The sequence below is a fragment of the Polymorphospora sp. A560 genome (assembly GCF_045781765.1).
Classification (GTDB): domain Bacteria; phylum Actinomycetota; class Actinomycetes; order Mycobacteriales; family Micromonosporaceae; genus Polymorphospora; species Polymorphospora lycopeni.
In genome coordinates this window covers 1,070,702-1,095,901 of record NZ_CP122282.1, presented here as the reverse complement: position 1 = coordinate 1,095,901, position 25,200 = coordinate 1,070,702, and the positions used below count along the sequence as shown (strand labels likewise).

The 25,200-nt window shown below is 72.1% G+C and carries 21 protein-coding genes and 1 other RNA gene; 8 read left to right on the top strand and 14 right to left on the bottom strand.

Features of this window, described 5'->3' with window-relative positions; translation table 11 throughout:
• Window positions 1-174 precede the first annotated feature (174 nt).
• On the top strand, window positions 175-978 hold the full coding sequence (locus QCD66_RS05095) for an S-methyl-5'-thioadenosine phosphorylase (protein WP_375735738.1): 804 nt from the start codon (window positions 175-177) through the stop codon (window positions 976-978).
• Between the two features lie 42 nt (window positions 979-1,020).
• Here the strand turns inward: QCD66_RS05095 and QCD66_RS05090 are convergent, their stop codons facing one another.
• The 9 genes from QCD66_RS05090 to QCD66_RS05050 form a co-directional block, all read right to left on the bottom strand.
• Entirely contained in the window at window positions 1,021-1,956 is a 936-nt protein-coding gene (locus QCD66_RS05090) for a hypothetical protein (protein ID WP_375735737.1), read from the bottom strand.
• 93 nt (window positions 1,957-2,049) lie between these two features.
• Window positions 2,050-2,422, bottom strand: a transfer-messenger RNA (tmRNA) gene (gene ssrA / locus QCD66_RS05085).
• Window positions 2,423-2,552: 130 nt separating this feature from the next.
• Window positions 2,553-3,032 (bottom strand): SsrA-binding protein SmpB, encoded by a 480-nt coding sequence (gene smpB, locus QCD66_RS05080; RefSeq protein WP_364216124.1) that lies wholly within the window; start codon window positions 3,030-3,032, stop codon window positions 2,553-2,555.
• A gap of 166 nt (window positions 3,033-3,198) precedes the next feature.
• Entirely contained in the window at window positions 3,199-4,467 is a 1,269-nt protein-coding gene (locus QCD66_RS05075; protein ID WP_375735736.1) for a peptidoglycan DD-metalloendopeptidase family protein, read from the bottom strand.
• A 274-nt stretch (window positions 4,468-4,741) separates the two neighbouring features.
• Complete coding sequence (gene ftsX, locus QCD66_RS05070; protein ID WP_357533698.1) at window positions 4,742-5,617, bottom strand: permease-like cell division protein FtsX; 876 nt, start codon at window positions 5,615-5,617, stop codon at window positions 4,742-4,744.
• A 74-nt stretch (window positions 5,618-5,691) separates the two neighbouring features.
• A complete protein-coding gene (gene ftsE / locus QCD66_RS05065; RefSeq protein WP_364216118.1) occupies window positions 5,692-6,372 on the bottom strand; it encodes a cell division ATP-binding protein FtsE in 681 nt (226 codons plus the stop codon).
• 105 nt (window positions 6,373-6,477) lie between these two features.
• Entirely contained in the window at window positions 6,478-7,599 is a 1,122-nt protein-coding gene (gene prfB / locus QCD66_RS05060) for a peptide chain release factor 2 (RefSeq protein ID WP_357533702.1), read from the bottom strand.
• Window positions 7,600-7,665: 66 nt separating this feature from the next.
• The gene (locus QCD66_RS05055) at window positions 7,666-8,181 is read right to left on the bottom strand and encodes a PadR family transcriptional regulator (protein ID WP_364216113.1); all 516 of its coding nucleotides are present in this window, start codon (window positions 8,179-8,181) and stop codon (window positions 7,666-7,668) included.
• Between the two features lie 166 nt (window positions 8,182-8,347).
• On the bottom strand, window positions 8,348-9,925 hold the full coding sequence (locus QCD66_RS05050) for a protein kinase domain-containing protein (protein WP_375735735.1): 1,578 nt from the start codon (window positions 9,923-9,925) through the stop codon (window positions 8,348-8,350).
• A 163-nt stretch (window positions 9,926-10,088) separates the two neighbouring features.
• Between QCD66_RS05050 and QCD66_RS05045 the strand changes: the two genes are divergently transcribed.
• Complete coding sequence (locus QCD66_RS05045; RefSeq protein WP_407567022.1) at window positions 10,089-12,623, top strand: helicase-associated domain-containing protein; 2,535 nt, start codon at window positions 10,089-10,091, stop codon at window positions 12,621-12,623.
• A 196-nt stretch (window positions 12,624-12,819) separates the two neighbouring features.
• Here the strand turns inward: QCD66_RS05045 and pruA are convergent, their stop codons facing one another.
• Complete coding sequence (pruA, locus tag QCD66_RS05040; RefSeq protein ID WP_364216104.1) at window positions 12,820-14,448, bottom strand: L-glutamate gamma-semialdehyde dehydrogenase; 1,629 nt, start codon at window positions 14,446-14,448, stop codon at window positions 12,820-12,822.
• Window positions 14,449-14,778: 330 nt separating this feature from the next.
• Here pruA and QCD66_RS05035 point away from each other — a divergent pair, with 330 nt between their 5' ends.
• Window positions 14,779-15,876 carry a hypothetical protein gene (locus tag QCD66_RS05035; RefSeq protein ID WP_407567021.1) on the top strand — a complete coding sequence of 366 codons (1,098 nt, stop codon included), beginning with the start codon at window positions 14,779-14,781 and terminating at the stop codon, window positions 15,874-15,876.
• 18 nt (window positions 15,877-15,894) lie between these two features.
• Here QCD66_RS05035 and QCD66_RS05030 read toward each other — a convergent pair whose 3' ends face one another.
• Window positions 15,895-16,401, bottom strand: a complete 507-nt coding sequence (locus tag QCD66_RS05030) for a DUF6912 family protein (protein WP_357533713.1) — start codon at window positions 16,399-16,401, stop codon at window positions 15,895-15,897.
• A 119-nt stretch (window positions 16,402-16,520) separates the two neighbouring features.
• Window positions 16,521-16,979, bottom strand: a complete 459-nt coding sequence (locus QCD66_RS05025) for a rhodanese-like domain-containing protein (protein WP_375736777.1) — start codon at window positions 16,977-16,979, stop codon at window positions 16,521-16,523.
• A 92-nt stretch (window positions 16,980-17,071) separates the two neighbouring features.
• Between QCD66_RS05025 and QCD66_RS05020 the strand changes: the two genes are divergently transcribed.
• From QCD66_RS05020 to QCD66_RS05010, 3 genes are all read left to right on the top strand, one after another.
• On the top strand, window positions 17,072-17,557 hold the full coding sequence (locus QCD66_RS05020; RefSeq protein ID WP_375736778.1) for an Lrp/AsnC family transcriptional regulator: 486 nt from the start codon (window positions 17,072-17,074) through the stop codon (window positions 17,555-17,557).
• Between the two features lie 66 nt (window positions 17,558-17,623).
• Window positions 17,624-17,851, top strand: coding sequence for a helix-turn-helix domain-containing protein (locus QCD66_RS05015; protein WP_357533719.1), 228 nt, complete (start codon window positions 17,624-17,626; stop codon window positions 17,849-17,851).
• 155 nt (window positions 17,852-18,006) lie between these two features.
• Window positions 18,007-18,747 carry an Rv3235 family protein gene (locus QCD66_RS05010; protein ID WP_375736779.1) on the top strand — a complete coding sequence of 247 codons (741 nt, stop codon included), beginning with the start codon at window positions 18,007-18,009 and terminating at the stop codon, window positions 18,745-18,747.
• Between the two features lie 184 nt (window positions 18,748-18,931).
• On the opposite strand, the gene secA is transcribed toward QCD66_RS05010, so the two are convergent.
• Window positions 18,932-21,802, bottom strand: a complete 2,871-nt coding sequence (secA, locus tag QCD66_RS05005) for a preprotein translocase subunit SecA (protein WP_375736780.1) — start codon at window positions 21,800-21,802, stop codon at window positions 18,932-18,934.
• A gap of 155 nt (window positions 21,803-21,957) precedes the next feature.
• Here secA and QCD66_RS05000 point away from each other — a divergent pair, with 155 nt between their 5' ends.
• Window positions 21,958-23,124 (top strand): GNAT family N-acetyltransferase, encoded by a 1,167-nt coding sequence (locus QCD66_RS05000; RefSeq protein WP_375736781.1) that lies wholly within the window; start codon window positions 21,958-21,960, stop codon window positions 23,122-23,124.
• The gene (locus tag QCD66_RS04995) at window positions 23,124-24,245 is read left to right on the top strand and encodes a GNAT family N-acetyltransferase (RefSeq protein ID WP_364216083.1); all 1,122 of its coding nucleotides are present in this window, start codon (window positions 23,124-23,126) and stop codon (window positions 24,243-24,245) included. The genes QCD66_RS05000 and QCD66_RS04995 overlap by 1 nt, the downstream gene beginning before the upstream one ends.
• A gap of 96 nt (window positions 24,246-24,341) precedes the next feature.
• Here QCD66_RS04995 and hpf read toward each other — a convergent pair whose 3' ends face one another.
• Entirely contained in the window at window positions 24,342-24,959 is a 618-nt protein-coding gene (gene hpf, locus QCD66_RS04990; RefSeq protein ID WP_357533726.1) for a ribosome hibernation-promoting factor, HPF/YfiA family, read from the bottom strand.
• Window positions 24,960-25,200: the final 241 nt, after the last annotated feature.

The following is a 25,200-nucleotide window of genomic DNA, read 5'->3' as shown; positions in this document are numbered from 1 at the left end:
CGGCCGTGACCCGCTACTCGGCGCCATGGACACGGGAGTTACCGACCTCGGACCGCTGCCACCTCAACGCCATGCCTCGCACCATAGCCTGCTGAACTGGCCGCCGATAAGGGCCACGGGGACCTGTCTCGCGGGAGCTTGCGGGCTTCTGGCGGGGCGGGAAAGCTAAGCCGGGTGAGCCCTCATGCGCAAATCGCCGTCATCGGCGGATCCGGCCTCTACGCGCTCCTCGACGGCGCCACCGAGCACATCGTCGAGACGCCGTACGGCGCACCGTCCGATCCGATCACGATCGCCGAGGTGGGCGGGCGGCCGGTCGCCTTCCTGCCCAGGCACGGGCGGGACCATCGCCACCCGCCGCACCTGATCCCCTACCGGGCCAACCTGTGGGCGTTGCGGTCGATCGGCGTACGGCAGGTCCTGGCGCCGTGCGCGGTCGGCGGGCTGCGGCCGGAGCTGGGGCCGGGCACGTTCGTCGTGCCGGACCAGTTGATCGACCGCACCACCGGTCGGGTGCAGACCTACTACGACCGGGGTGCGGTGCACGTCTCGTTCGCCGACCCGTACTGCCCGGTCGGCCGTACGGTGGTCCTCGACGCGGCCCGCGGTCACGACGTCGCGGCGACCGACGGCGGCACGATGGTCGTCGTGGAGGGTCCGCGGTTCTCGACCCGGGCCGAGTCGCGCTGGTACACCAGCATCGGCGGGGCCGTGGTCAACATGACCGGCCACCCGGAGGCGGTCCTGGCCCGGGAACTGGCGCTCTGCTACACCTCGGTGGCCCTGGTCACCGACCTCGACGCCGGGGTGGAGGGTGGCCACGGCGTCACGCAGGAGGAGGTCTTCCGGGTGTTCGCGGAGAACACCGCCCGGCTGCGTGAGGTCCTGCTCGACGCGGTCGCCGCGCTGCCGGCCGAGCGCTCCTGCCCGTGTCCGAACGCGCTCGACGGCATCAAGCTCCCGTTCGACCTGCCCTGAGCGGGCACCGTACACATCTGGATCCCCCTCCTCCACACGGGATCATCGGAACATGGGCAGCCGCATCGGCTGGCCGGTGACGGCGTCGAGGACGGGCCGGTCGCCGAGCGGCGCGGCCAGCGTCACGGTGACCGGCTCGAACAGAAGCTGGTCGGTGCACGCGCCGGCGGTCGGCCTGGTCACCGTGCCGCTGACCACGACCGCGTCGTCGAACTCCTCGACGAACGGCTTCGGGTCGGTGTCGCAGGCCCCGATGCCGAGCCGGAAGGTGATCTGGCTGCCGTCGACGTCCGACAGGTCCTGGACGGTGACCAGTCCGGCCGGCGGCGCCCCGGTCGGCTCGGCCACCTGCGGCAGCGCGGCGGTGTCGGCCGGCGCGACCGCGACCCGCGCGACCGGAACGGGGAGTTCCGCGACCTGGAACAGCCAGGCCGGGACCCGCGCCTCGCCGCGACTGGTGAGCACGGCCACCTCGCCGAGTTCGACCCCGGTGACGGTGAGCACGCCGCACGGCGCGGCGGAGCTGACGGACTCGTCCGGGCCGCCGGTCGGCGTCGGTTGCGCGCCGCCCGGCTGCTGCGGGCACGGTGCCGGGTCGCCCTGGTCCAGTTCCCGGTACGCCTCGGCGGCGCCGACCAGTGCGGTCGGCAGCTCCCCGTCGGCGAACCGGACGACTCCCCCGGGCGGCGGGTCGGTCGGCAGCGTCGTCTTGAGGGTGTACCAGCCGGCGTTGAACGCCATCTCGGCGTCGGCGGTGAGCTTCGGGTTGCCGGCCAGCACGGTGGCGTTCTGCAGCGGCAGATAGCCGGTGTGCCATGCGTCGGCGGGCCGGGCCCGCCAGTTCTCGGCGACGGCGGTGGCCCGCTCGGCGAACCCGTCCGGGTCCGGGGCGGGGTCGCCCGGGCCACCCGGGCTCTGCCCGCAGGCGGTCAGCGTGACGCACAGGGCGACGGCGAGGACACTGGCGAGACGGCGCATACCAGTCGGACGCCGGGCGGCGGCCACAGGTTCCACCCGGGGCGGCCCGGACAGCAAAGCGCCCCCGACCCGGTTCGGGTCGGGGGCGCTGCCTGGTGGAGGTGCCGGGAATCGAACCCGGGTCCTTCGGCGCCTTGACAGGGCTTCTCCGAGCGCAGCTCGCTGTGCCTTTCTCGGCCCCACCGATCACGCGAGCGAGTCGGTGTGACGGGCTCAGTCGCGATTAGTCTCACCGCACGGACCCCGCGACGAGGTCCGGTTGGCCAGCCTTCTAGCTGATGCCGGTTACTGGGCCGAAGGCGTGCTCAGACCGACAGACTTGCTACTCGCCTCAGGCGGCGAGAGCGAAGTCAGCGCGATTTTGCTTGGCGCTTATTGGTTTCCGACGAACGATTCTCGAGACGACGTCGGCTTCCTCGGCTCGCTTCCCCTGCCGCAACGTACGAAGTCGAAACCAGTCACCCCCTGGATGTGCCGCACCGGTTGCAGCCACGTAAGCGTAACGTCTCGCGCCACGGACTTCATTCCGGATACCGCCGGACCGGTCCGGCGCCGCCGCCCACGACCATCGGTCCGGGGTGGCGGCGGCCGGTGGTTCAGTCGTACATGCCCTTGCCCCGCCGGCCGGCGGCGCGCTGGATCTCGCGGTCGGCGTCGCGCTTGGCGAGGTCCTGCCGCTTGTCGTACGTCTTCTTGCCCTTGGCCAGGCCGATCTCGACCTTGGCCCAGCCGTCGGAGAAGTAGACCGACAGCGGCACCAGGGTCAGCCCGCTCTCCCGCAGCTTGCCGATCATGCGGCTGATCTCGAGCCGCTTGAGCAGCAACTTGCGGGTGCGGCGCGGCTCGTGGTTGGTCCACGTGCCCATCGCGTATTCCGGGATGTGCATCCCGTACAGGAAGATCTCTCCGTCCCGTTCCTGCGCGAACGCGTCGACGAGCGACGCCCGCCCGGCCCGGAGGGATTTGACCTCGGTGCCGGTCAACGACATGCCCGCCTCGTACGTGTCGAGGATCGCGTAGTCGTGTCGCGCCTTCTTGTTGGAGGCGACGACCTTGCGCCCCTTTTCCCGCGGCATCGGCACACCTCCTTCTGTTCTCCCCGGCGTCAAGCCGAGCCATGCTACCCGGATCAACGCACGACCCGCCCCGCCCTTTCCCGTCGATCTTGCACTTGTCGCCCGACAAACCGGACTTAAGGGGGAGATAACTGCAAGATCGCGGGGCGGGAGGCGCGGGCGAGGGTCAGCAGAGGCAGCCGGGGAGCCAGCTCAGCGGGTTGGTGGGGGAACCGTTGAGGCGCACCTCGAAGTGCAGGTGGTTGCCGGTCGAGGCGCCGGTGGTGCCGACCCGGCCGATGACCTGGCCCCGGCGCACGTACTGGCCGGCCCGTACGCCGATGCTGGACTGGTGGGCGTAGCAGGTGCTCAGTCCCTTGCCGCCGGACCTGCCGTGGCTGAGGCAGGTGTAGTTGCCGTAGCCGCCGTTCCAGCCGGCGCGGATCACGGTGCCGTCGGCGGCGGCGTGGATGGGCTGCCCGCCGCCGGCCGCGATGTCGACCCCGGCGTGCAGCTGCCAGACCCGGTAGTACGGGTCGAAGCGCATGCCGTAGTCGCTGGACTTCCAGCCGCGTACCGGCATCAGGAACCTGGCCCCGGGTTTGACCGGCGGCGGTGCGGCGTTGCCGCCCGGCCGGTTCCCCACCTGCCGGGCCTCCCAGGCGGCGAGTTCCGCCTCGATCCGGGCGGCTTCCCGCTTCGCCTCCTCGTATTTGGCTAGGCTGGCACCACGCTCCTGTTCGGCGATGGCGAGCGCTTCGGTGCGCTGGGTGGTCAGCGCGACGACCTGGGCGGCGGCGGCCTCGGCCTGCGCCTGGGCGGCCCGGGCGTCGGCGAGGGCCCGATCGGCCTCGATCCGGGCGGTCTCGGCGGCCTGGCGGGCAAGGGTGGCCTCGTTCTGGCTCTGCTTGGCGTCGAGCCGGGCGTCGGTCAGCGCGTCGATGGCCGCCTTCTCGGTGCTCATGATCCGCTCGAAGTAGCCGTACCGGTCGGCGGCGTCGAGCAGGCCACGGGCGGCGAGGAGCATGTTGACGGTCGCCAGGTCGCTGCCCTTGTAGTTGGCGACGACGAAGCCGGCGGCCCGTGCCCGGGCGGCTTCGACCTGGCGTTCGGATTCGGCGTACCGGGCGGTGGCGGCCTTCAGCGCACCCTGCGCCTCGTCGGCCTTGCGCCGCGCGGTGCTGGCCGCCGTCTCGGCGGCGGCGACCTCACCCCGGCGCTGCGCGACGAGGTTCTGTGCGGCGGGCATGGCGCCGTTGGCGGCGGCGAGGAGCTTCGCCGCCTGTTGCGCCCGCTCGGTGGCTCCTTCAAGGATCGAACCGGCCCGGGCCATCTCCGCCTCGATGCGTTTCTGGTCGTCGCGAGGGTTGGCGTTGACCGGGCAGGCCGAGGCGAGCATGACCGCGAACACGGTCGCGACCAGGGCGACATGACGGAACATCCGATACGAGTCCACGGCACACCCTCCACTCGTACGTGAAGGTCACCGTACTTGGTCACATGCGACACATCAGCAAAATAGCCACCACTTTCCCCGAAAAGAACGATCGCCGCCAACCCGGACATCCCGGGTGGCGGCAATCGTAGGTGTCAGCCGGATGCGCGCCGGCCGACCAAGACATGCACTGGCACAGCCCGACCTAGACCCGCAGCATCGTCGGCAGAGCCGACTCGACCCGCAAGTAGGCCGGCAGAGCCGGCCAGCCCCGCAAGTAGGCCGGCAGAGCCGGCTAGACCCGCAGGTAGAAGCGGAGCGTGACCCAGGCGGTGGCGGCGCTGACCAGGCCGCCGACGCCGGCCATGAGCGGGAACATCAGCAGCACGCTGTTCCACTCGATCGGGGTGAGCAGGTCGGTGAGTTCGCGCAGCGAGCCGTCGAGCAGGAAGAGCTTGGCCAGGACCAGGCCACCGAAGCCGATGATCGAGCCGATCAGACCCGCGACGACGGCCTCGAGCACGAACGGCGCCTGGATGAACCAGTTGGACGCGCCGACGAGCTTCATGACCGCGACTTCGCGACGCTTGCTGTAGGCGGCCACCTGGATCGTGTTACCGACGAGCAGCAGGGCCGCGATGGCCATGATCGAAGCGGCGATCAGCGCCATGTTCTGCACCGAGTTGAGAATGCCGAAGATCTTGTCGAGCAGCCGGCGCTGGTCGACGATCTCGTCGATCCCCTCGTTCGCCTGGTACTTGTCGACGATCTGCCGGTATTGCTCGGGGTCGTTGAGCCGGACCCGGAACGACTCGGGCAGCGTGTCGGGCTTGACCGCGTTGACGAAGTCCGGGGCGTCCTGGTACATCGCCTTGAACTTCTCGTACGCCGCTTCCTTGGACTCGTAGATGACCTCGGCGACGAGCGGGTCGGCCTTCAGCGCGGCGTCCAGCGTGGAGCGCTGCTCCTCGGTGACGTCGCCCTTGAGGAAGATCGAGACCTCGATCTGGTCGTAGTAGAAGTCCTTCATCGAGTTGACCTGCATGTACATCAGGCCGCTGGCACCCAGCATGGTCAATGACACGGCCATGGTAATGATCATGGCGATGGTCATGGTCACGTTGCGCCACAGCCCGACCATTACTTCGGACAGGACGTATTTCGCGCGCATCGGGTGTTTCCTTCCGGGGGTCTTCCGCAGAGAGGGTGTCGCTCAGGTCGTGGAGCCGTACGGGGGCGCGGAACCTAGCCGTAGACGCCGCGGGCCTGGTCGCGGACGATCCGGCCGCTTTCGATCTCGATGACGCGGCGGCGCATCTGATTGACGATGTTTGAGTCGTGGGTGACCATCACGACGGTCGTGCCGGTGCGGTTGATCCGGTCCAGCAGGCGCATGATCTCGATCGAGGTGTCCGGGTCGAGGTTACCGGTCGGCTCGTCGGCCAGCAGGATGAGCGGGCGGTTGACGAACGCCCGGGCGACCGCGACCCGCTGCTGCTCACCACCGGACAGCTCGTGCGGGTAGCGGTGCTCCTTGCCACCGAGGCCGACCAGTTCGAGCACCTCGGGGACAACCCGGCGGGCGACCGCCTTGGTCTTGCCGATCACCTCGAGGGCGAACGCCACGTTCTCGTACGCGGTGCGGTTGGGCAACAGGCGGAAGTCCTGGAAGACACAGCCGATCGAGCGCCGGAAGTGAGGGATCTTCCAGGAGCGCATCGACGTGACGTCGCGGCTGTTCACGATGACCTTGCCCTTGCTGGGCTGCACCTCGTGCAGCAGCAACTTGATGATCGTGGACTTACCGGAGCCGGAGGGACCGATGAAGAAGACGAACTCGCCCTTCTCGATCGAGACCGATACGTCGTCCAGCGACGGCCGGGACGCCTTCGGGTACGTCTTCGTCACTTGCTCGAGCAGAATCACGGGTGGTGAGTCTACGCCGTGTAACGAAATCGCCAAGTCGCCATCGACCGACCGCACCCGTATTGTCCGAAAAGTGCCAGCGATCCCCCGGAGCCCCCAGCCGGCCTAGGCCGCCTCGCCCGCGAGCTGCCGCTGCTTACGCCACCTGATACCCGCCTCGATGAATCCGTCGAGGTCACCGTCGAAAACGGAGGACGGATTGCCCGTCTCCTGCTCCGTTCGGAGATCCTTCACCATCTGATACGGGTGCAGGACGTACGAGCGCATCTGGTCGCCCCACGAGCCGGCGGCGTCGGTCTTCAGCCCTTCGAGTTTTGCCTGTTCCTCCTGCCGCTTGCGCTCCAGCAGCCGGGCCTGGAGCACCCGCAGCGCGGACGCCTTGTTCTGCAACTGGGACTTCTCGTTCTGACACGTGACGACGATGCCGGTCGGGATGTGGGTGATCCGCACCGCCGAGTCGGTGGTGTTGACGCTCTGTCCACCAGGACCCGACGAACGGTAGACGTCGACCCGCATCTCGTTTTCCGGAATGTCGATGTGGTCGGTCTGTTCGGTGACCGGCAACACCTCTACGCCCGCGAAGCTCGTCTGCCGGCGCCCCTGGTTGTCGAACGGACTGATCCGCACCAGCCGGTGCGTGCCCGACTCGACGCTCAGCGTCCCGTACGCGTACGGGGCCTTGACGGCGAAGGTGGCCGACTTGAGGCCGGCCTCCTCGGCGTACGACGTCTCGTAGACCTCGGTGGGGTAGCCGTGCCGCTCCGCCCACCGCAGGTACATCCGCAGCAGCATCTCGGCGAAGTCGGCGGCGTCGACGCCACCCGCCCCGGCGCGGATGGCGACGAGCGCCTCACGGGAGTCGTATTCGCCACTGAGCAGGGTGCGGACCTCGAGCTCGTCGATCGCCTTGCCGAGCCCCTGGATCTCGGTGCCGACCTCCTCGAGCGACCCGGGGTCGTCCTCGGCCTCGGCCAGTTCGAGGAGCACGTGGGCGTCGTCGAGCCGACCACGGAGGCGCTCCAGCTTGGTGATCTCGCCGTTGACGTACGACAGCTTCGAGGTCACCTGCTGGGCACGGGCCTGGTCGTCCCACAGGTCAGGGGCGGAGGCCGTCTCCTCCAACTCCACCTTCTCCCGGCGGAGCCGGTCGACATCGAGCACGGCCTCGATGTTCCGGAGTGTGGCGTCGAGTGTCTTGAGCTGGTCGGCGTAATCGGCAGCGGTCACGACATCCAAGAGTACGCCGCCCCGGCGAGCCGGGCGCGGCTCCCGTCCCACCACGCCCGCCGCGGCTCAGCCGGCCGGCACCGCCTTGAGCCAGTTGAGGGCCGCCTTGTGGTAGGCGACCGCGAACTCCAGCGCCGCGGCGCCGTAGCCGTCACCCGCCTTCTTGGCCTCTTTGACCTGCTCACGGGCGTGACTGAGGGCCTCGGAGTGGTAGTCGCTCGCACCGGAGTAGAGGTTGGTCAACTGGTTGCCGGAGTGCTGCTCGCCGAACGCCACCCGAAGCGCGATCGGGTTGCGTACGGCGTCGCGACCGGGAGCCTCGGTCAGCCAGCGGGAGAACGCCCGCTTGCCCGCCGCGGTGATCGCGTAGGGCTGGCTGGACCGGGGGCCGGGCTTACCGAGCCGGACGTAGCCCAGGTCGGCCAGGGCCGGTAGTTCCCGGTAGACCTGGCTGCGTGTCATCGACCAGTAGGGCGCGAGCCGCCGCTCGGCCGCGGCCATCAGCTGACCGCCGGTCATCGGTCCTTCGTGGAGGAGGCCCAACAGAGCGGCCGCCGTGGGGTTGATCTGAGAATCCGCCATACCCTCTACGCTGCCACTTTGTCGCCTCCACGTCCAGGATTTGGCATGATCCAAAACGCCGAGTGCTCCACTGTGCACTGTCGGTGGCAGACAGTCTGGTGAGGACCATCGATGCGTGGGCGGTTCTTGTGGGCGCGGTGTCCATCGGACGGCAAGTTTGTCCCTTTTAACCGGCCATTCCGGGCGCCCCGAACCCCGGGATCGTCGGCATCGGCTCACCGATACCCGGCAGGCCGCTCGTACCCGGTCGGGGGACCGTCGTCAGCCCCGGACCCGGCGTACCGGGCACCAACGGCCCACCCGGTCCACCCGGCCCGCCAGCTTCCGGCCCCGACGGCGGCGCGGACGGTCCACCGTCCGCCGGGTCCGGTCCACCGGACGGCCCAGCCTCCGGCTCGGACGAGGGACCACCGGACGGCCCGCCCGGCGTCGCCGACGGGTCGGTGCCCGGCGGCGGGGAGCCCCGGTCAGCGGCCGGCACGGTGGGTGCCGGCACCACCGGACCGCCGGTCCGCACCGGACCACCGTCCGCGGCCCGCAGCGCCAGCCCGCCGGCCAGGGCCGCCAGCAGCACCGCCGCCGCACCCACCCCGGCCACGACCAGCGGTGCCCGACCACGTCGGACGGTCTTGCCCGTGCCAGCCGTCGGCAGCGCCTCGGTCACCGCACCCGGCCATGGGCTCGCCGTGCCGTACGCGGCACCGAGCACCACCGGGGCGGCCGGCGTTACCTGCGCCGCCTCGAACCCGGCGACCGGGATCGCGACCATCCGCCCCGAGTACGCCGACGCGGGCGAGACCGGGGCCGCCCGCAGCGGCACCCACGTCACCGGCTGGGCGACCTTGGCCAGCCCGGTCGTCGCCCCGGCCGGCCGCGGCCACCAGGTCACCGTGCCGGCGGTCAGGGCGGGCACCGCGGCCGTACCGTCGAGTTCCGACCGGACCGCGCGCAGCCGGACCGCCAGCAGCGACGCCCTCGGCCGCGCGGCCGGGTCGACCGCCAGGCAGTCCTCGATGATCGGCCAGAGCACCGACGGCAGCCCCGGCGGCGGCACCGGCGTGCACGTCGCGTGCCGGTTGATGACCTCGGTCGGCGGACCGCCCCGGAACGGGCTGCGGCCGCAGAGCAACTCGAAGAGCACGATACCCAGCGCGTAGACGTCGGCGGCCGGAGTCGGTGGCGCACCGGCGACGACCTCCGGCGCCACGTATTCCGGGGTGGCGTGGGTGGCTCGCGCCGGCACCCCCTCGACCGCCCGGGCCACCCCGAAGTCGACCAGCCGGACCGGGCCGCCGTCCGCCGGCACCAGCAGGTTGCCCGGCTTCACGTCGCCGTGCACGATCCCGCGCCCGTGCAGGTAGGACAGGGCGTCCGCGACCTGGGCCACCACGTCCGCGGCGATCGCCGCCGGCACCGGCCCGTCGCGGCGGACCCGCCGCCGCAGGTCCTCACCCTCCACCAGGTCCATCACCAGGGCCAGCTCGCCGTCGGCACCGTCCGGCCCGGTCGCGGAGTCGACGAAGTCCCGACGGCGTACGACAGACGGATGGTCGAGCAAGGCCAGCAGCTCCGCCTCGACGATGAACGCCTCGACGAGGTCGGGCTGCTCGGCGGCCTCCGGCCGCAGCAGTTTGACCGCGACCGCGGTGTCGTCGCGGGTGTCGACCGCCCGCCACACGGCGCCGATCGCGCCGCGGGCGATCTCCCGCTCGAGTCGGTACCGGCCGTCGAGCAGAGTGTCCATGACTGTCCTCCCCGGAACCGCACGCTATGCGCGTCGGCACCCCCGCCCGGGGCCGGCGGGGCCAGGTTGGCACGAACCCGGGACACCTCCGGGTGCCGGAGTTTGACCTGGCCGCGGGGGTACGGGAGATTGGGCCGGACCGGACGAGAGGACTGAGTGCGCCGTGGCCTCACCGCTGACCCGCTGGCTCGCCGGCCGCTCCCCCGACGAACTGGCCGCCATCCTCGTCCGCCGGCCCGACGCCCTGGCCGCGCCGGCCGTCACCGACCTCGGCTCGCTCGCCGCCCGCCTGCAACGACACGAGTCGGTCGCCGCCGCGCTGGCCCGGCTGCCGGCGCCGGCCGTACAACTCGTCGAGGCGATGCAGGCGCTGGGCGGGCCGGCGGTGCCCCGTACCCGGTTGGCCGAACTGATCGGCCGCGCCCCGGACGACGCCGAACTCGCCGCCACCCTGGAGATCCTCGGCCAGCGGGCGCTGGTCTGGGCGGACGGCGACGAGCTGCGGATGGCCGGCGCGCTGTGGTCGGCGTTCACGTTCCCGCTCGGCCTCGGCCTGCCCGCCGCCGAACTGGCGCCCGCCCTGTTCCCGCCGGAACTGGACGACATGGCCCGGTTGTGGCGGCTGCCGTCCGCCACACCCGACGCCCTCGTCGCCGCCCTCGCCGACCCGGACCGGGTCCGCGCGATGGTCGCCGCCGCCCCGGCCGAGGTACGCCTGCTGCTCGACCGCGTCGCGCACGACGGCCCGCTCACCGAGGCACCCGACGACTTCGAGTCCGCCCGGCCCGACGGCGCCGCCCTGGAGTGGGCGATCCGCCGGGGCCTGCTGGTCTGGGACGGCTGGCGGCACGCCCAACTGCCCCGCGAGGTCGGCCTGGCACTGCGTGGTCCGCACTGGCGGGCCCCGTTCGCCCCGCACCCGCCCCGGCTGGCGCTCGGCGACACGCCCACCGGCGCCGTCGACCGGGAGACCGTCGCCGCCGCCAGCACCGCCGTGGAACGGGTCGCCGCCGTCGTCGAGGCCGCGGCCGTCACCCCGGTCGCGCTGCTCAAGGCCGGCGGCGTCGGCAGCCGGGAACTGCGCCGGCTGGCCCGCGCCGTCGGCTGCGACGAGCCCGAGGTACGGCTGTGGCTCGAACTCGCGTACGCCGCCGGGCTGGTCGGTGTCGCCCGCGAGGAGGTGCTGCCGACCGACGCGTACGACGACTGGGCCCAGGCCGAACCGGGCGCCCGGCTGCCGGTGCTGTTGCGCGGGTGGCAGCGGCTGCCCGCCGTACCGCTGGCGGCCGCGACCGGCGACACCGGGCGGCCGCCGGCGGCCCTGCTCCGCGACGGCTCCGGGCTGGCCGCCCTCGACCTGCGGCCGGCGCTGCTGCGCACCCTGGACGAACTGCCGCCCGGTCGGGGAATCACCGACCCGCACCGGCTCGCCGACACGCTCACCTGGCAACTGCCACTGCTCTCCGGCCAGCGCGACGGCGCCCTGGTGGCCGGCCTGTGGCGGGAGGCGCAACTCGTCGCGGTGGCGGCGCACGGCGTGCTGACCCCGCTCGGCCGGGCGCTGCTGCACGCCCCCGACACCCTGGAGGACGTGGCGGCGGGCCTGCTGCCGGCATCGGTCGGCTCGGCCGTCTTCCAGAACGACCTGACCGTCGTCGTACCCGGCCTGCCGGCCGCCGCGCTCGCCGAACTGCTCGACGCGGCCGCTCGCCGGGAATCGCGGGGCGGCGCCGCCACCTGGCGGTTCAGCGCCGCCTCCGTACGCGCCGCTCTCGACGCCGGCCACGAACCGTCCGCGCTGCTGGCCGCGCTACGCCGCGCCGCCGCCGGCGGCGACCTGCCGCAGACGCTGGAATACCTGGTCAACGATGTCGGCCGGCAGCACGGCCGGGTCCGGGTACGCGCCGTCGGCTGCGTCCTGCACGCCGACGACCCGGCCCTGGTCACCGAGATCGCGGCCGCCCGGGCCCTGCGGGCGCTCGAACTGCGGGTCCTCGCCCCGACCGTGCTGGCCAGCGCCCAGCCGATGGCGAAGACCCTGAACGCGCTGCGGGCCGCCGGATTCGCCCCGATCGGCGAGGACGGCGACGGCGAGGTCCGTGTCGAGCGGCCGACCCGCCGACGCGCCCCGGCGCTGCGGGGTGGTCGCGCCGCGTCGTCGTCGGTTCGCGGCGCGTCGGCTCACGGCGCGGCTCCGGGGCGCGACCCGTCGGCTCCGGGGCGCGTCGCTTCGGCGCCGGGCGGCGGTACGCCGGCACCGGGCCGCGCGGGCCGGGCCGACGGCAGCGGTGACGGGCCGGCCGGGGGTGGGTCCGGCACCGGCCGGGCGGCGGCCGAACTCGCCGAACGGCTGCTCGCCACCGCGGCGGCCGGGCTTGCCGACGATCCCGGCGGCCGGGAATTCGACCTGCTCACGTCACCCGGCGTCGAACAGCCGGCCCTGACGATGGAACTGGTCCGGCCGCTGGTCGAGCGGCACGCCGCCCACCTGCGGGCCGACGAGCGGGCGCTGCTGGTCGACGCGACCGTCGGGGGCGGCCGGGTGAAGATCGACTACTGCGACTCGTCGGGTGAACTGACCACCCGGGTCATCGAGCCGCTGGACGTCGACCGGCACCTGCTCGCCGCCTGGTGCCACCTACGCGACGACGAACGGATGTTCGCCCTGGACCGGATCGAGTCCGTCTCCCCCGCCTGACGCCCCCGGCCCCACCCACCCCCTCCCCGCGCCCGCCCCACCCAGACGCGTTGATCAAGGACTTGTTGCCAAGATCATGCCCCGTTTTGTTTGCATACATCCCCAAGATCGACGCTCGGGGAGGGCTCGGGGAGGACGCGCGGCGGGACAGGGGCGGGCTGGGGCGGCGGGACGGGTGGGCCGGACTAGCGAACGGTCAGGACATGTGGGGGTAGGTGTGGTCGGTCGGCGGAACGAAGGTCTCCTTCAGCGTGCGGGGAGACGTCCAGCGCAGCAGGTTGTGCCACGAGCCGGCCTTGTCGTTGGTGCCGCTGGCCCGCGCGCCGCCGAACGGCTGCTGCCCCACCACGGCTCCGGTCGGCTTGTCGTTGATGTAGAAGTTGCCGGCGGCGTACCGCAGCTTCTCGGTCACCCGGTCGACCACCCGGCGGTCGTCGGCGAAGATCGCCCCGGTCAGCGCGTACGGCGCCGCCGACTCGGCCTGCGTCACCACCTCGTCGAAGCGGGCGTCGTCGAAGACGTGTACGCCGAGGATCGGCCCGAAGTACTCGGTGGTGAAGACCTCGTTGGTCGGGTCGGTGCACTCGACGACGGTCGGCCGGACGAAGTAGCCCTCGGAGTCGTCGGCGGTGCCACCGGCCAGGACGGTGCTCTCCGGCGAGTTCTTGATCCGGTCGAGCGCGGCGGCGAGCCGGCCGAAGGAGCGGGCGTCGATCACGGCGCCGCCGAAGTTGGCGAAGTCGGTCACGTCGCCGTACGTCAGTGACTCGGCGGTGGCGGCGAGCCGGTCGCGCAGGCCGCCCTCCCACAGCGACCGCGGGACGTACGCCCGCGACGCGGCCGAGCACTTCTGGCCCTGGTATTCGAAGGCGCCCCGGATCAGGGCGGTGTGCAGGGCGTCGACGTCGGCGCTGGAGTGCGCGACGACGAAGTCCTTGCCGCCGGTCTCGCCGACCAGGCGCGGGTAGCCCCGGTACTTCGCGATGTTCTCGCCGACGCTGCGCCACAGGTGCTGGAAGACGGCGGTGGAGCCGGTGAAGTGGATGCCGGCCAGGTCGGGGTCGGCGAGCGCCGCCTCGGAGACGGCGATGCCGTCGCCGGTCACCATGTTGATCACACCGGGCGGCAGGCCGGCGGCTTCGAACAGCCGCATCGTGAAGTGCGCCGAGAACTGCTGGGTCGGCGACGGCTTCCACACCACGGTGTTGCCGAGCAGGGCCGGCGCGGCCGGCAGGTTGCCGGCGATCGCGGTGAAGTTGAACGGCGTGATCGCGTAGACGAAGCCTTCCAGCGGCCGGTGGTCGAACCGGTTCCAGACGCCGGCGGACGAGATCGGCTGCTCGGCGATCAGCCGGCGGGCGAAGTGCACGTTGAACCGCAGGAAGTCGACCAGTTCGCAGGCGGAGTCGATCTCGGCCTGCTGGATCGTCTTCGACTGGCCGAGCATGGTCGCGCCGTTGAGGGTGTCCCGCCACGGTCCGGCGAGCAGGTCGGCGGCGCGCAGGAACACCGCGGCCCGGTCTTCGAACGAGAGCCGCTGCCAGTCGTACGACGCGTCCTTCGCGGCGGTGACCGCGGCCCGGGCGTCGTCGACGGTGGCGTTGTTGGTGACTCCGAGCACATGCGAGTGCCGGTGCGGCTGGACGACGTCGATCGGCGTGCCGGCTCCCATCCGCCGTTCACCGCCGATGGTCATCGGCAGTTCGAGGCGCTCGGCGGCAAGTTCGCCGAGGCGGCGCGCGATGGCGTCACGCTCGGGGCTACCGGGTGCGTAGCCGCGGACCGGTTCGTTGTGCGGTTCGGGTACGGAGAAGACAGCGTCCATGGGTGGGCTCCCGCAAGATCTCGACAGGGTAGACGAAACCGGACCCGCCAACGCCGCCGTTCTGACGAAACGCGTGACGACTCCGGGGGTGCCAATGCCACGGTGTCGGGTCCATCCCAATACTCGCACGTCGAAGGCCGTCCACCCCGAGCCCGGCCGCCGCCGGCCCTGGTCCGGGGGCTGCCGGTCGCCTCGGCCGCCGGGCCGGCAGCCGCCGCCCGCCGGAAGGCCCAGCCGGGCCGCGTACCCTGATGAGCCGGTGCCGTAGCGGCGCCGCGCCCGATCCCGCGCCGTCCGACCGGCGCGGCCGGTCGCCCGGGAGGGGAGAAGATGACCGACAAGTCCGGCGCCACCGCGCCACCGAAGGCCGGCGACCCCACCGCGGCGCCGGCCACGGAGACGCCCGGCGGCGCCGCTCCCCCGGCCGCCGAGACCGGCCCGCCCGGGTCCGCCGACGCCGACCTGGACGCCGCGGCGGCCGGGCCGGTCGGCAGTGACGACGACGGGGACGACGACACCGACGGCGACGTCGACCCGGACGGGCGCCTGGGCGTGCTGGCGCCGGGTGCCGCACTGGTGGCCCTGCTCGCCGTCGGCTGGCTGGCCGCCTCGCTCTGGCTGCTCCGCGACGCGATCGCGACCTCGGTGACCGACGCGATCGCGCTGGCCTCGACCGCGATCGCGCTGCCCAACGTCGTCTCGGCCAGCGTGGTCGCCGGTGCCGCCGTCGGGCTGACGGCGGCCAACCTGGCCGCCCGCCGGTGGCCCGGCACGGCCGTACGGTTCACCGCCGCGATCGGCGCGAGCATGGTGATCGGGCTCGCCGCCGCGTTCGCCGGCAGCGTCTGGTACGGCGGCGCGGCCGGCACGATCCTCGCCGGCACGGTCGCCGCCGCGGTGATCGTCGGCGGGGCGGCCGCCGCCACGGCCGTGAGTCGCGCCGCCGCGCCGGCGCTGGCCGGGGTGGCCGCCGCCACGCTCGCGCTGTTCGCGGTCGTCCTGCTCCTCAACGTCTTCCGGGGGGCGCTGCTGCCGCTGTTGGGCGCCGGTGAGAGCGGCGCCTCGCAGCAGAGTGCCGCCGGCCGGCTCACGCTCGCGTCGACGGTGCTGAGCGGCCTGGTCGCCGGGTTCGTCGTCTTCGGCTACCTGCGGCTGGTGGGCCGGCGGTCGTCGGGTGTGCCGGCCCCCCGCTGGCCGGCGTACATGCTCGGCGGGGCCGGTTCCGGCCTGCTGCTGCTGGTCAGCGAGGTGGTCACCCGGGTCGGCGGGGCACGGGTGCTCGAAGCGGTCAGCTCGATCAGCGAGGTGGACCGGCTGGTCCGCGCCCAGGCGGACAGCGACCGGATCATGTTCGCCCTGATGGTGCTCTTCATCGGCGCGCTCACCGCGACGATCGCGTTCGGCCGCACCCTCAAGCCCGCCCGGTAGCCGAGCCACCGGTCCGGCTCAGGCGTCGAGCAGGACGGGCAGTTCGGAGGCGTCGTACCACTCGAGTTCGTGGTCCTCGGTCCCGTCGACGGTGAACTGCGCGTCGTCGTCACCAGCCAGGGCCTGCTCGACGACGGCGGCCGCCGCAGCGACGTCGTCGGTCGCGTCGGTGCTGTCGACGTGGATCGCGGCGACCGCCCGCAGCGGAACGGGTCCGGCCAGCCCGACGCTGCTGGAGCCGAGTTCGTACGCGCCGTTGCGCACCGCCGAGGCCGGCAGGTCGGCCGAGACGACCACCCGGCGGCGGGGCGCGTCCGGGTCGGCGTGCAGCAGCGGAAGCGCTGCCTGGGCGGCGCGGGTGAAGGCGACGTACTCGAGTTCCTCCTCGTCGCCCTCGGCGTACCACTCCCGCAGTGCCGGGGTGACGGCGTGCGCCTCGGGGCCGGGCAGGGCGCCCTCGGCCCGCAGCATCGCCAGCATCGGCACGGTGGCCGGGACGTACACCCTGATCAGTTCGTCTGGCACCGCGAGGTCTCCGTTTCCGCGACCGGCGCGCGGGCCGGTGGCCGCGCGGACTCCGATCTGGCGCGGCGCCGCCCATTGTCCTACACCGGGCGGCGACCGGCCGGGGAAGGGCGGCGGCGTCAGCGCGCCGCCGGTGCGGTCAGCGGGTCGGCGGGCCGCTCGTGGATCTCGTCGCCGACCTGGACCGGAAAGCCCTCCCGGATCCAGTACTCGATGCCGCCGATCATCTCCTTGACCAGGTAGCCGCGTCGGGCCAGGGCGAGTGCGGCCCGGGTGGCGCCGTCGCAGCCCGGTCCCCAGCAGTAGGTGACCACCGGCCGGTGGGGGTCGAGCAGCCGGTGGCCACGGACCGGGATCATCGCGGTCGGCAGATGCACCGCGCCGGGGATGTGGCCCTGCCGCCAGGCGGCGAGCGAACGGCTGTCGACGAGGGTGAAGCCGGGGTCGGCCAGCAGGAGCGCGGCCCGCACGTCGGCGACGTCGGTCTGCGCGGCCAGCTTGGCGGCGAACCAGGCGGCGGCCTGGTCGGGCGCTGCCGGCGGCACGGCCAGCACCGGGTTCGCGGTGGTTGTCGTCATGATCAGACGGTACGGCGCACCGTCGGCCCCGGGAACGCCCGGTCAACGGCGCATCGGCGCAGAAGCCACCGGTTCCACGGTAGGTTTGCCGGATGACCACGGAATCACCGGCACTTGACCAGACCGACTGGCGGATTCTCACGGCGTTGCAGGCCGATGGCCGGGCCAGCTACGCGGAGTTGGCCCGCACCGTGGCCATGTCGCCGAGCGCCGTCGCCGAACGGGTGCGCCGGCTCGAGGAGTGCGGTGTCATCGCCAGCTACCGGGCGGTGGTCCGGCCGGAACGGGTCGGCCTGGAGATCCTCGCGTTCGTCCGGTTGCGCTACCCGACGGGCAACTACCGGCCGTTCCACGCGCTGCTCGACTCCACACCGGAGATCGTCGAGGCCCACCACGTGACCGGGGAGGACTGCTTCGTGCTCAAGGTGGTGGCCCGTTCGATGCGGCACCTGGAGTCGGTGACCGGCCGGATCTCGGGGCTGGGCGGGGTCACCACCAGCGTCGTCTATTCGAGTCCGCTACCCGAGCGTGACCTGGCTGTCGGGGCGGTCGACGGGCCGGCCGGACCGCATGGGTAGCGGCATCGCAGGCCACCGGTGGCAAACTGAGGCAACCAGGAGTCACCCCCACCGCCGGGAGTCGCCGTGCCGCCCAGGTTCCTGCAACTGTCCGACGTCGCCGCCGAGCTGAACGTCTCGGATTCGCAGGTCTACCACATGGTCCGCAGCGGCGAGCTGCCCGCGATCAAAATCGGTGGACGGGGTCAGTGGCGGGTCGAGCGGGCCCGGTTGGAGGAGTACATCCAGCGCAAGTACGCCGAGACCGCCGAGTGGGTGCAGGAGAACCCGCTCGTCGACCGCGAGCCTGACTGATACGCCTTTCGACCGTTTCGCAGCCATCCGCGCCTTGTCGCGGGTGGCTTTTTTCAGCTCGCAAGCGTTGACCGACACATTGGAACCCATCTACAAATTAGTGCTGTCGGAGGCAAACGAAAGCAAACGCAAGATCAACTCAGGAGAGGAACGCCGTGCGAGCAACCCTGACCCGGCCCCCTGCCCGACAGTCCGTACGGGTGCGCGCCGTTCCGCCCCTCGATCCGCCATACGACGACGAGTCGCCCCGCGACCCGTGGAGCCAGCTGACCGGTGCCGGCCAGCTCACCCTGGACCTGGCCGGCACCCGCCCGCCGCGTGGCCGGCGGCGCGAGTCACCGCCCGCCCTGCCCGTCCCCCGGCCGGGCGTCCGGCCCGCCCACGGTCCGGGCCAGCCCGGTGCGTACGCCGCGGGTCCGGCGGCCATGACCATCGCGCATCCGGAGCTCGCCGCCCCGGCCGGCGCGTTCCCGGCGTCGTCGTCGCCGGCCGGTCGGGTGCCGGCGGACGGGTCCGTGGCCGGGCCGCCGGCGGGTCCCGGGACGGCATCGCCGGAGGCACGGCAGGCGGCCCGCCGGTTCCTGGGCACCTGCCTGGAGGTCTTCAACGGATACCGGCCGGTCTCCCATCTGCGCCGGCTCTGTGTCCCCGGCGACGCGGAGGCGGTCGTGGAGCGGATCACGGCGGCCAACCGGCGCTTCGCCGGGCCGCGGTCGCCCGTGCGCGGCCGGTCCGGGCAACTGCTGCGCCCCCGGTTGCTGCGGGTGTCCGAGCCGCTGCCCGGCATCGCCGAGGCGACCGCGGTGCTCGACCGGGCGGGCCGGGTCCGGGCGATGGCCTACCGGCTGGAGCGCCGCCGGGGTGTCTGGCTCGGCACGACCGCCCAACTGATCTGAGCCCACGACCGCTCGGGGTCTGCGACCAGCCGACTCCCGGGGCGCCCATCCGGCGGTGACGGTGGGCGTCCCGGGCGCCAGACCGGCCACACGGGGGCGCCGGTACGGCAAACGGGCTCCCCCGCCGACTTGGCGGGGGAGCCCGTTTCAGACCTCGCTGACGATGGGCCGGCGGCAGCCTGTCTCAGGCGCCGGGGCCACCGTGGCAGCGCTTGTACTTCTTCCCGGAGCCGCAGGGGCAGGGCGCGTTGCGCGACGGGCTGTTGCCGCCGACGGCCTGGCCGGGCGCCGGACGGCGGGCCGGTCGCGACGGTGCCGGACGGCCACCGACCCCCAGAGCCGGGGCGGACGGGGCCGGCGGCTGCGTCGGGGCCGCCTTCTCGATCTGCACCCCACCGGAGCCGGCGGCACCGTCGATGGTCGGCGACGAGTACTGCAGGCCCTGGTTGCGCGGCGCCCGCCCGAGCCCCTTGGCCCGGATCTCGACGGGGGTCTCGTCGAGCACCGGGGCGGCGCCCTCCTCGGCCGGCGCCTGCTGGGGGGCCTCCTCGACCTGGACCTCCAGGTTGAACAGGAAGCCGACCGTCTCTTCCTTGATCCCGTCCATCATGTTGGCGAACATGTCGAAGCCCTCCCGCTGGTATTCCACCACCGGGTCACGCTGGGCGTACGCCCGCAGGCTGATGCCCTCCTGCAGGTAGTCCATCTCGTAGAGGTGCTCACGCCACTTGCGGTCGATGACCTGGAGCAGCACCATCCGCTCCAGCTGGCGTACCGCCTCCTCGCCCAGTTCCTCCTCGCGCCGCTCGTACGCCGCGTGGGCGTCCTCCTTCAGGCGGGTGAGCAGGAAGTCCTGGTCCAGGTTGTTGCGCTCGCCGCCGACCTCCTCTTCGAGGTCCTCGACGGTCACCGCGATCGGGTAGAGCTGCTTGAGGCTGGACCACAACTGGTCGAGGTCCCAGTCCTCGGCGTAGCCCTCGGCGGTCGCCCCCCGGACGTACGCGTCGACGACATCGTCGATCATGTGGGTCACCTGGTCGTTGAGGTCTTCGCCGTTGAGCACCCGGAGGCGCTCGGCGTAGACGACCTGGCGCTGCTTGTTGAGGACCTCGTCGTATTTCAGGACGTTCTTGCGGATCTCGGCGTTCTGGCCCTCGATCTGGGCCTGGGCGCTCTTGATCTGCCGGGTGACCATCTTCGACTCGATGGGCACGTCCTCGGGGATGTTGAAGCGCTCCATGACCGCTTCGACCGCGCCCGCCCGGAACCGCTTCATCAGCTCGTCCTGGAGCGACAGGTAGAAGCGGGACTCACCGGGGTCACCCTGCCGGCCGGACCGGCCACGCAGCTGGTTGTCGATCCGGCGCGACTCGTGGCGCTCGGTGCCCAGGACGTAGAGGCCACCGGCGGCGGCGACCTCCTCGGCCTCCTCGTCGCAGGCCCGCTTCCAGTTGGGCAGGATCTCCTCGAGCGCCTTGGCGTATTCCTCCGCGTGCTCCACCGGGTCGATCCCCCGCTGGTGCAGCTCGGCCTCGGCCAGGTGCTGGGCGCTGCCGCCGAGCAGGATGTCGGTGCCACGACCGGCCATGTTGGTCGCCACGGTGACCGCGCCCTTACGGCCGGCCTGGGCGACGATCTCGGCCTCCTTGGCGTGGAACTTCGCGTTCAGTACGGCGTGCGGGATGCCCCGCCGGCGCAGCAGCTGCGACAGGATCTCGGAGTTCTCGACCGAGACCGTGCCGACCAGGACCGGCTGGCCGAGGACGTGCCGCTCGGCGATGTCCTCGACGACGGCGTTGAACTTGGCCTTCTCGGTCTTGTAGATGACGTCGGGCCGGTCGAGGCGGACCATCGCCCGGTGGGTCGGGATGGTCACCACGCCGACCTTGTAGACCTTGTTGAACTCGCCGGCCTCGGTCTGGGCGGTACCGGTCATACCGGACAGCTTGCCGTATAGGCGGAAGTAGTTCTGGAGGGTGATCGTGGCGAGGGTCTGGTTCTCCTGCTTGATCTCCACGCCCTCTTTGGCCTCGATGGCCTGGTGCATGCCCTCGTTGTAGCGGCGGCCGTGCAGGATGCGACCGGTGAACTCGTCGACGATGAGGACCTCGCCCTCGTTGACGATGTAGTCCTTGTCGCGCTTGTAGAGCTCCTTGGCCTTGATCGCGTTGTTGAGGTAGCCGACCAGCGGGGTGTTGACCGACTCGTAGAGGTTGTCGATGCCGAGCCGGTCCTCGACCTTGGCCACGCCCCGCTCGGTCACCGCGATGGTCCGCTTGGCGTAGTCGACCTCGTAGTCGCCCTCGCCGTCCTTGCCGGACTGCAGGCGGGCGACGACCCGGGCGAACTCGCCGTACCAGCGGGCCGAGTGCTCGGCCGGACCGGAGATGATCAGCGGGGTGCGGGCCTCGTCGATCAGGATGGAGTCGACCTCGTCGACGATCGCGAAGTTGTGGCCGCGCTGCACCAGTTCGTCCTTCGACCAGGACATGTTGTCGCGCAGGTAGTCGAAGCCGAACTCGTTGTTGGTGCCGTACGTGATGTCGCACTCGTAGGCGGCGCGGTGCTCGGCGGACGGCCGGTTGGGCAGGATCACGCCCACGCTGAGGCCGAGGAACTGGTGCACCCGGCCCATCCAGGCCGCGTCACGCTCGGCGAGGTAGTCGTTGACGGTGACGATGTGCACGCCCTTGCCGGACAGGGCGTTGAGGTAGGCGGGCAGCACCGAGGTCAGGGTCTTGCCCTCACCGGTCTTCATCTCGGCGATGTTGCCGAAGTGCAACGCCGCGCCGCCCATGATCTGGACGTCGTAGTGGCGCTGACCGAGCACCCGCGACGCCGCCTCACGGGCGGTCGCGAACGCCTCCGGCAGCAGGTCGTCGAGGCTCTCGCCGTCGGCGATGCGCTCCCGGTACTGGTCGGTCAACTCCCGCAGCTCGGCGTCGGTAAGGTCGACGTAGTCGTCCTCGATCGAGTTGACGGCGTTGGCAACGGCCTTGAGCCGGCGCACCATGCGGCCTTCGCCGGCACGCAGTACCTTTTCCAGAATCGACACGGATCAACGCTCCCCTAGGCTGTCTGCCGAACCATCGTAGGCGCATCACTGGGGCAAACGGCAGCCGCGCCCACTAGGGAAATGCAGGTAAGCGAACATTACGCCCAGATACTGACGACGAATCCCGTTGGTGAGCCCCCGGAACATCCGGCAGGATGGCGCCGGTGGAGCCGCCGACGATCACCGAAGCCGGTCTGACGCTGCGGCCGTGGCGCCCCGACGACGTCGACGCGGTGCTCCGCGCCTGCCAGGATCCGGCGATCTCCCGGTGGACCACGGTCCCGTCGCCCTACCTGCCGGAGCACGCCGTGGGGTTCGTCGCCGAACACGCCCCCGCCGGCTGGGCCGCGGGCACCCGGGCGCCGTTCGCGGTCTGCGACGCGGCCACCGGAGAACTCCTCGGTTCCTGTGGGCTGGTCAGCCTCGACCGGGCTGGCGGGCAGGGTGAGATCGGCTACTGGACCGCGCCGTGGGCGCGCGGCCGGGGCGTCGCCGTACGGGCGACCCGGATCGTGGCGCGGTGGGCCTTCGAGTCCGTCGGGCTACGCCGGCTGGTCTGGCGTGCCGAGGTCGGCAACCACGCCTCCCGCCTGGTCGCGCTGCGGGCCGGTTTCGCCATGGAGGGCATCCTGCGCCGGGACGCGCCCGCAGGCGCCGGGGAGACCGACAGCTGGATCGGTTCCCTCCTGCCGGACGACCCGATCCCGGCACCCGGTCGGGAACCGGCCCGCCCCGGCTCGGTAGAGGCCCGCCGGGCGGCCGTCTTCGCCGGCGACCAGCCGACCATGACGGCGGACGCCCCGGGCGGCCGGATCCGGCTGCGCCGCCCCGGACCGGCCGACGTCGACCGCATCGCGGCGACCTGCCGCGACGATGCGGCGATCCGCTGGACCTCCGTACCCGACCCCTACCACCGACGCGACGCCGAACACTTCCTCGCCGACGCCGAACAGCGGTGGGCACGCGGCGCCGGGGCGGTCTTCGCCATCGCCGGGCCGGCCGGGACGTTCGACGGCTCGATGGCGCTGCGACTGTCCGCCGCCGACCCGGCCGTCGCCGACGTGGGATTCCTGATCAGCCCGGCCGCCCGGAACCGGGGATACGCGTCCGCCGCGCTGGCCGTGGTGTGTGCCTGGGCCTTCGACGCTCTCATCGTGCACCGGGTCGAGTGGCGGGCACACGTCGGGAACACCGCCTCGCGCCGGGTCGCGGAGAAGGCCGGGTTCACCGTCGAGGGCGTCACCCGCGGCGGCCTGGCCCACCGGGGTGCCCGCGTCGACGTCTGGGTCGGCGCGCTGCTCGTTGACGACAGGAGCACATGATGCCTCTCACCGGCCTGCCGCAGGTACCGATCGACGGCGACGGGGTACGGCTGCGGCCGTACCGGGAAGGTGACGTCGAGGACATCGCGACGGCCTGCGCCGACCCGCTGACCCAACGTTTCCTGTCGCTGCTGCCGCATCCCTACACCACGACCGACGCCCGGTGGTGGATCACCGAGGGATCCGGGGCGGCGTGGGCGGCCGGCGGTGCGGCGTACGCGGTCGCCGACCCGGCCACCGACCGGCTGATCGGCGCGGTCGGCCTGGACCGGATCAACCGGCCGAGGGCATCGGGCGAGATCGGTTACTGGGTCGCGCCCTGGGCCCGTGGGCGTGGCGTGGCGACGGCCGCGACCCGGGCGCTCACCGACGTGGCCTTCGCCGCCGGGCTGGCCCGCATCGAGATCCTCACCGAATGGGAGAACACCCCGAGCCAACGGGTCGCGCTGGCCGCCGGATACCGGCGCGAGGGCGTACGCCGGTCGGCCGGTGCCGGCCGGACCGGGCGGCACGACCTGATCGCCTGGGTACGTCTCGCCGGGGATCCGGCCGGACCGACGGCCCGGCTGCTGCCCGACCTGCCGGACGGCCGGCTCGACGACGGCGTGGTGGCCCTGCGGCCGTTGCGGCCCGACGATGCCGATTTCCTCTTCGCCCTGCTCTCGGTGCCGGACGTGGTCGCGACCAGCGTGCCGCCGGTGCCGCCGGAGCGGGCCGGAATCGAGGAGCGCTGCCGCCAGGCCGAGGCCCGCTGGCTGGCCGGCGAACGCGCCGACCTGGTGATCACCGACTCGGCTACCGGCGAGCCGGCCGGCGACATCGGCCTGTTCTACCACGAGCCGCCGACCGGGCTGGCCATGATCGGCTACTCGATGCTGCCGGCCTGGCGGGGCCGGGGCTATCCGGCCCGGGCGGCGCGACTGCTGACCGGGTGGGCCTTCACGGTCGGCGTCGCCCGGATGATCGCCGGGACGCTGCCGGACAACCTCGGCTCGCAGCGGGTGCTGGAGAAGGCCGGGTTCCGCCGGGAGGGCTACCAGCGCGGCCGGTTGCCCGGGGTGGAGGGCACCCGGCACGACGACGTGCTGTTCGCGCGGCTGCCGGGCGACGACGCCGGCTGATCCGGGCAGCGCCGGTCGATGCCGGACCGGGTCGATCCCGCACCGGGCGAACGCGACGGTACGGGATCGACGGGTGTTCCGGGGGATTGTCCGGGCTCAGTTGGCGAGCGAGATGATCCCGTAGTCGTAGCCCTTGCGGCGGTAGACGACGCTGGGCAGGCCCGACTCCTTGTCGTTGAAGAGATAGAAGTCGTGGCCGACGAGTTCCATCTGGAAGAGCGCGTCGTCCACGGTCATCGGCTGGCCGGAGTGCTCCTTGTGCCGCACGATGTGCCACGGCTGGTCGTCGGCCTCGGCGTAGCCGTCCTCCGCCGGCGCCTCGGTCATGGTCGCGACCGGCGCGGTGCCGAAGTCGGCAACCGGCAGGTCCGCGGTCGCGGCCGCCACGGACACCGGCGTCTGCCGGCCGTGGTGCACCCGACGGCGGTCGGCGGCGCGACGCATCCGGGTCTCCAGCTTGCTGATCGCGGCGTCCAGCGCGCTGTAGAAGTCCTTCGCGCACGCTTCGGCTCGCACCACCGGACCTCGGGACACGCAGGTGATTTCGACGCGCTGGCAGTGGTCGGCCTGTCGAGGGTTGCGTTCGTGGAAGAGTTCCACGTCGACCCGGATGAGCTTGTGGTCGTAGCGCTCGATCTTGGCGAGCTTCTCGCCTACATGAACCCGGTAGTGATCGGGCACCTCAACGTTGCGGCCTTTGACGACAATGTCCACGCGTGACCTCCCCGACGATCGGATGGTCGTAGTTGCAGAGACTTTCCCGGTCGGCCTGTCCGCCCTTGTCGCTCGACCCCTGACAGCGACCGGAATGTGTTTTTGAGGGCTACGCCTCCTTTCCGGGTGCGGGGCGCCGGGGCTGATCAAGTCATACCCCTGGTGACAACGACGCTAACGCTTGTTGGTCCTTGCGTCACCCCTAGTTCGAAAGGCGTTTCGAGATGATTCGCCCGATCAA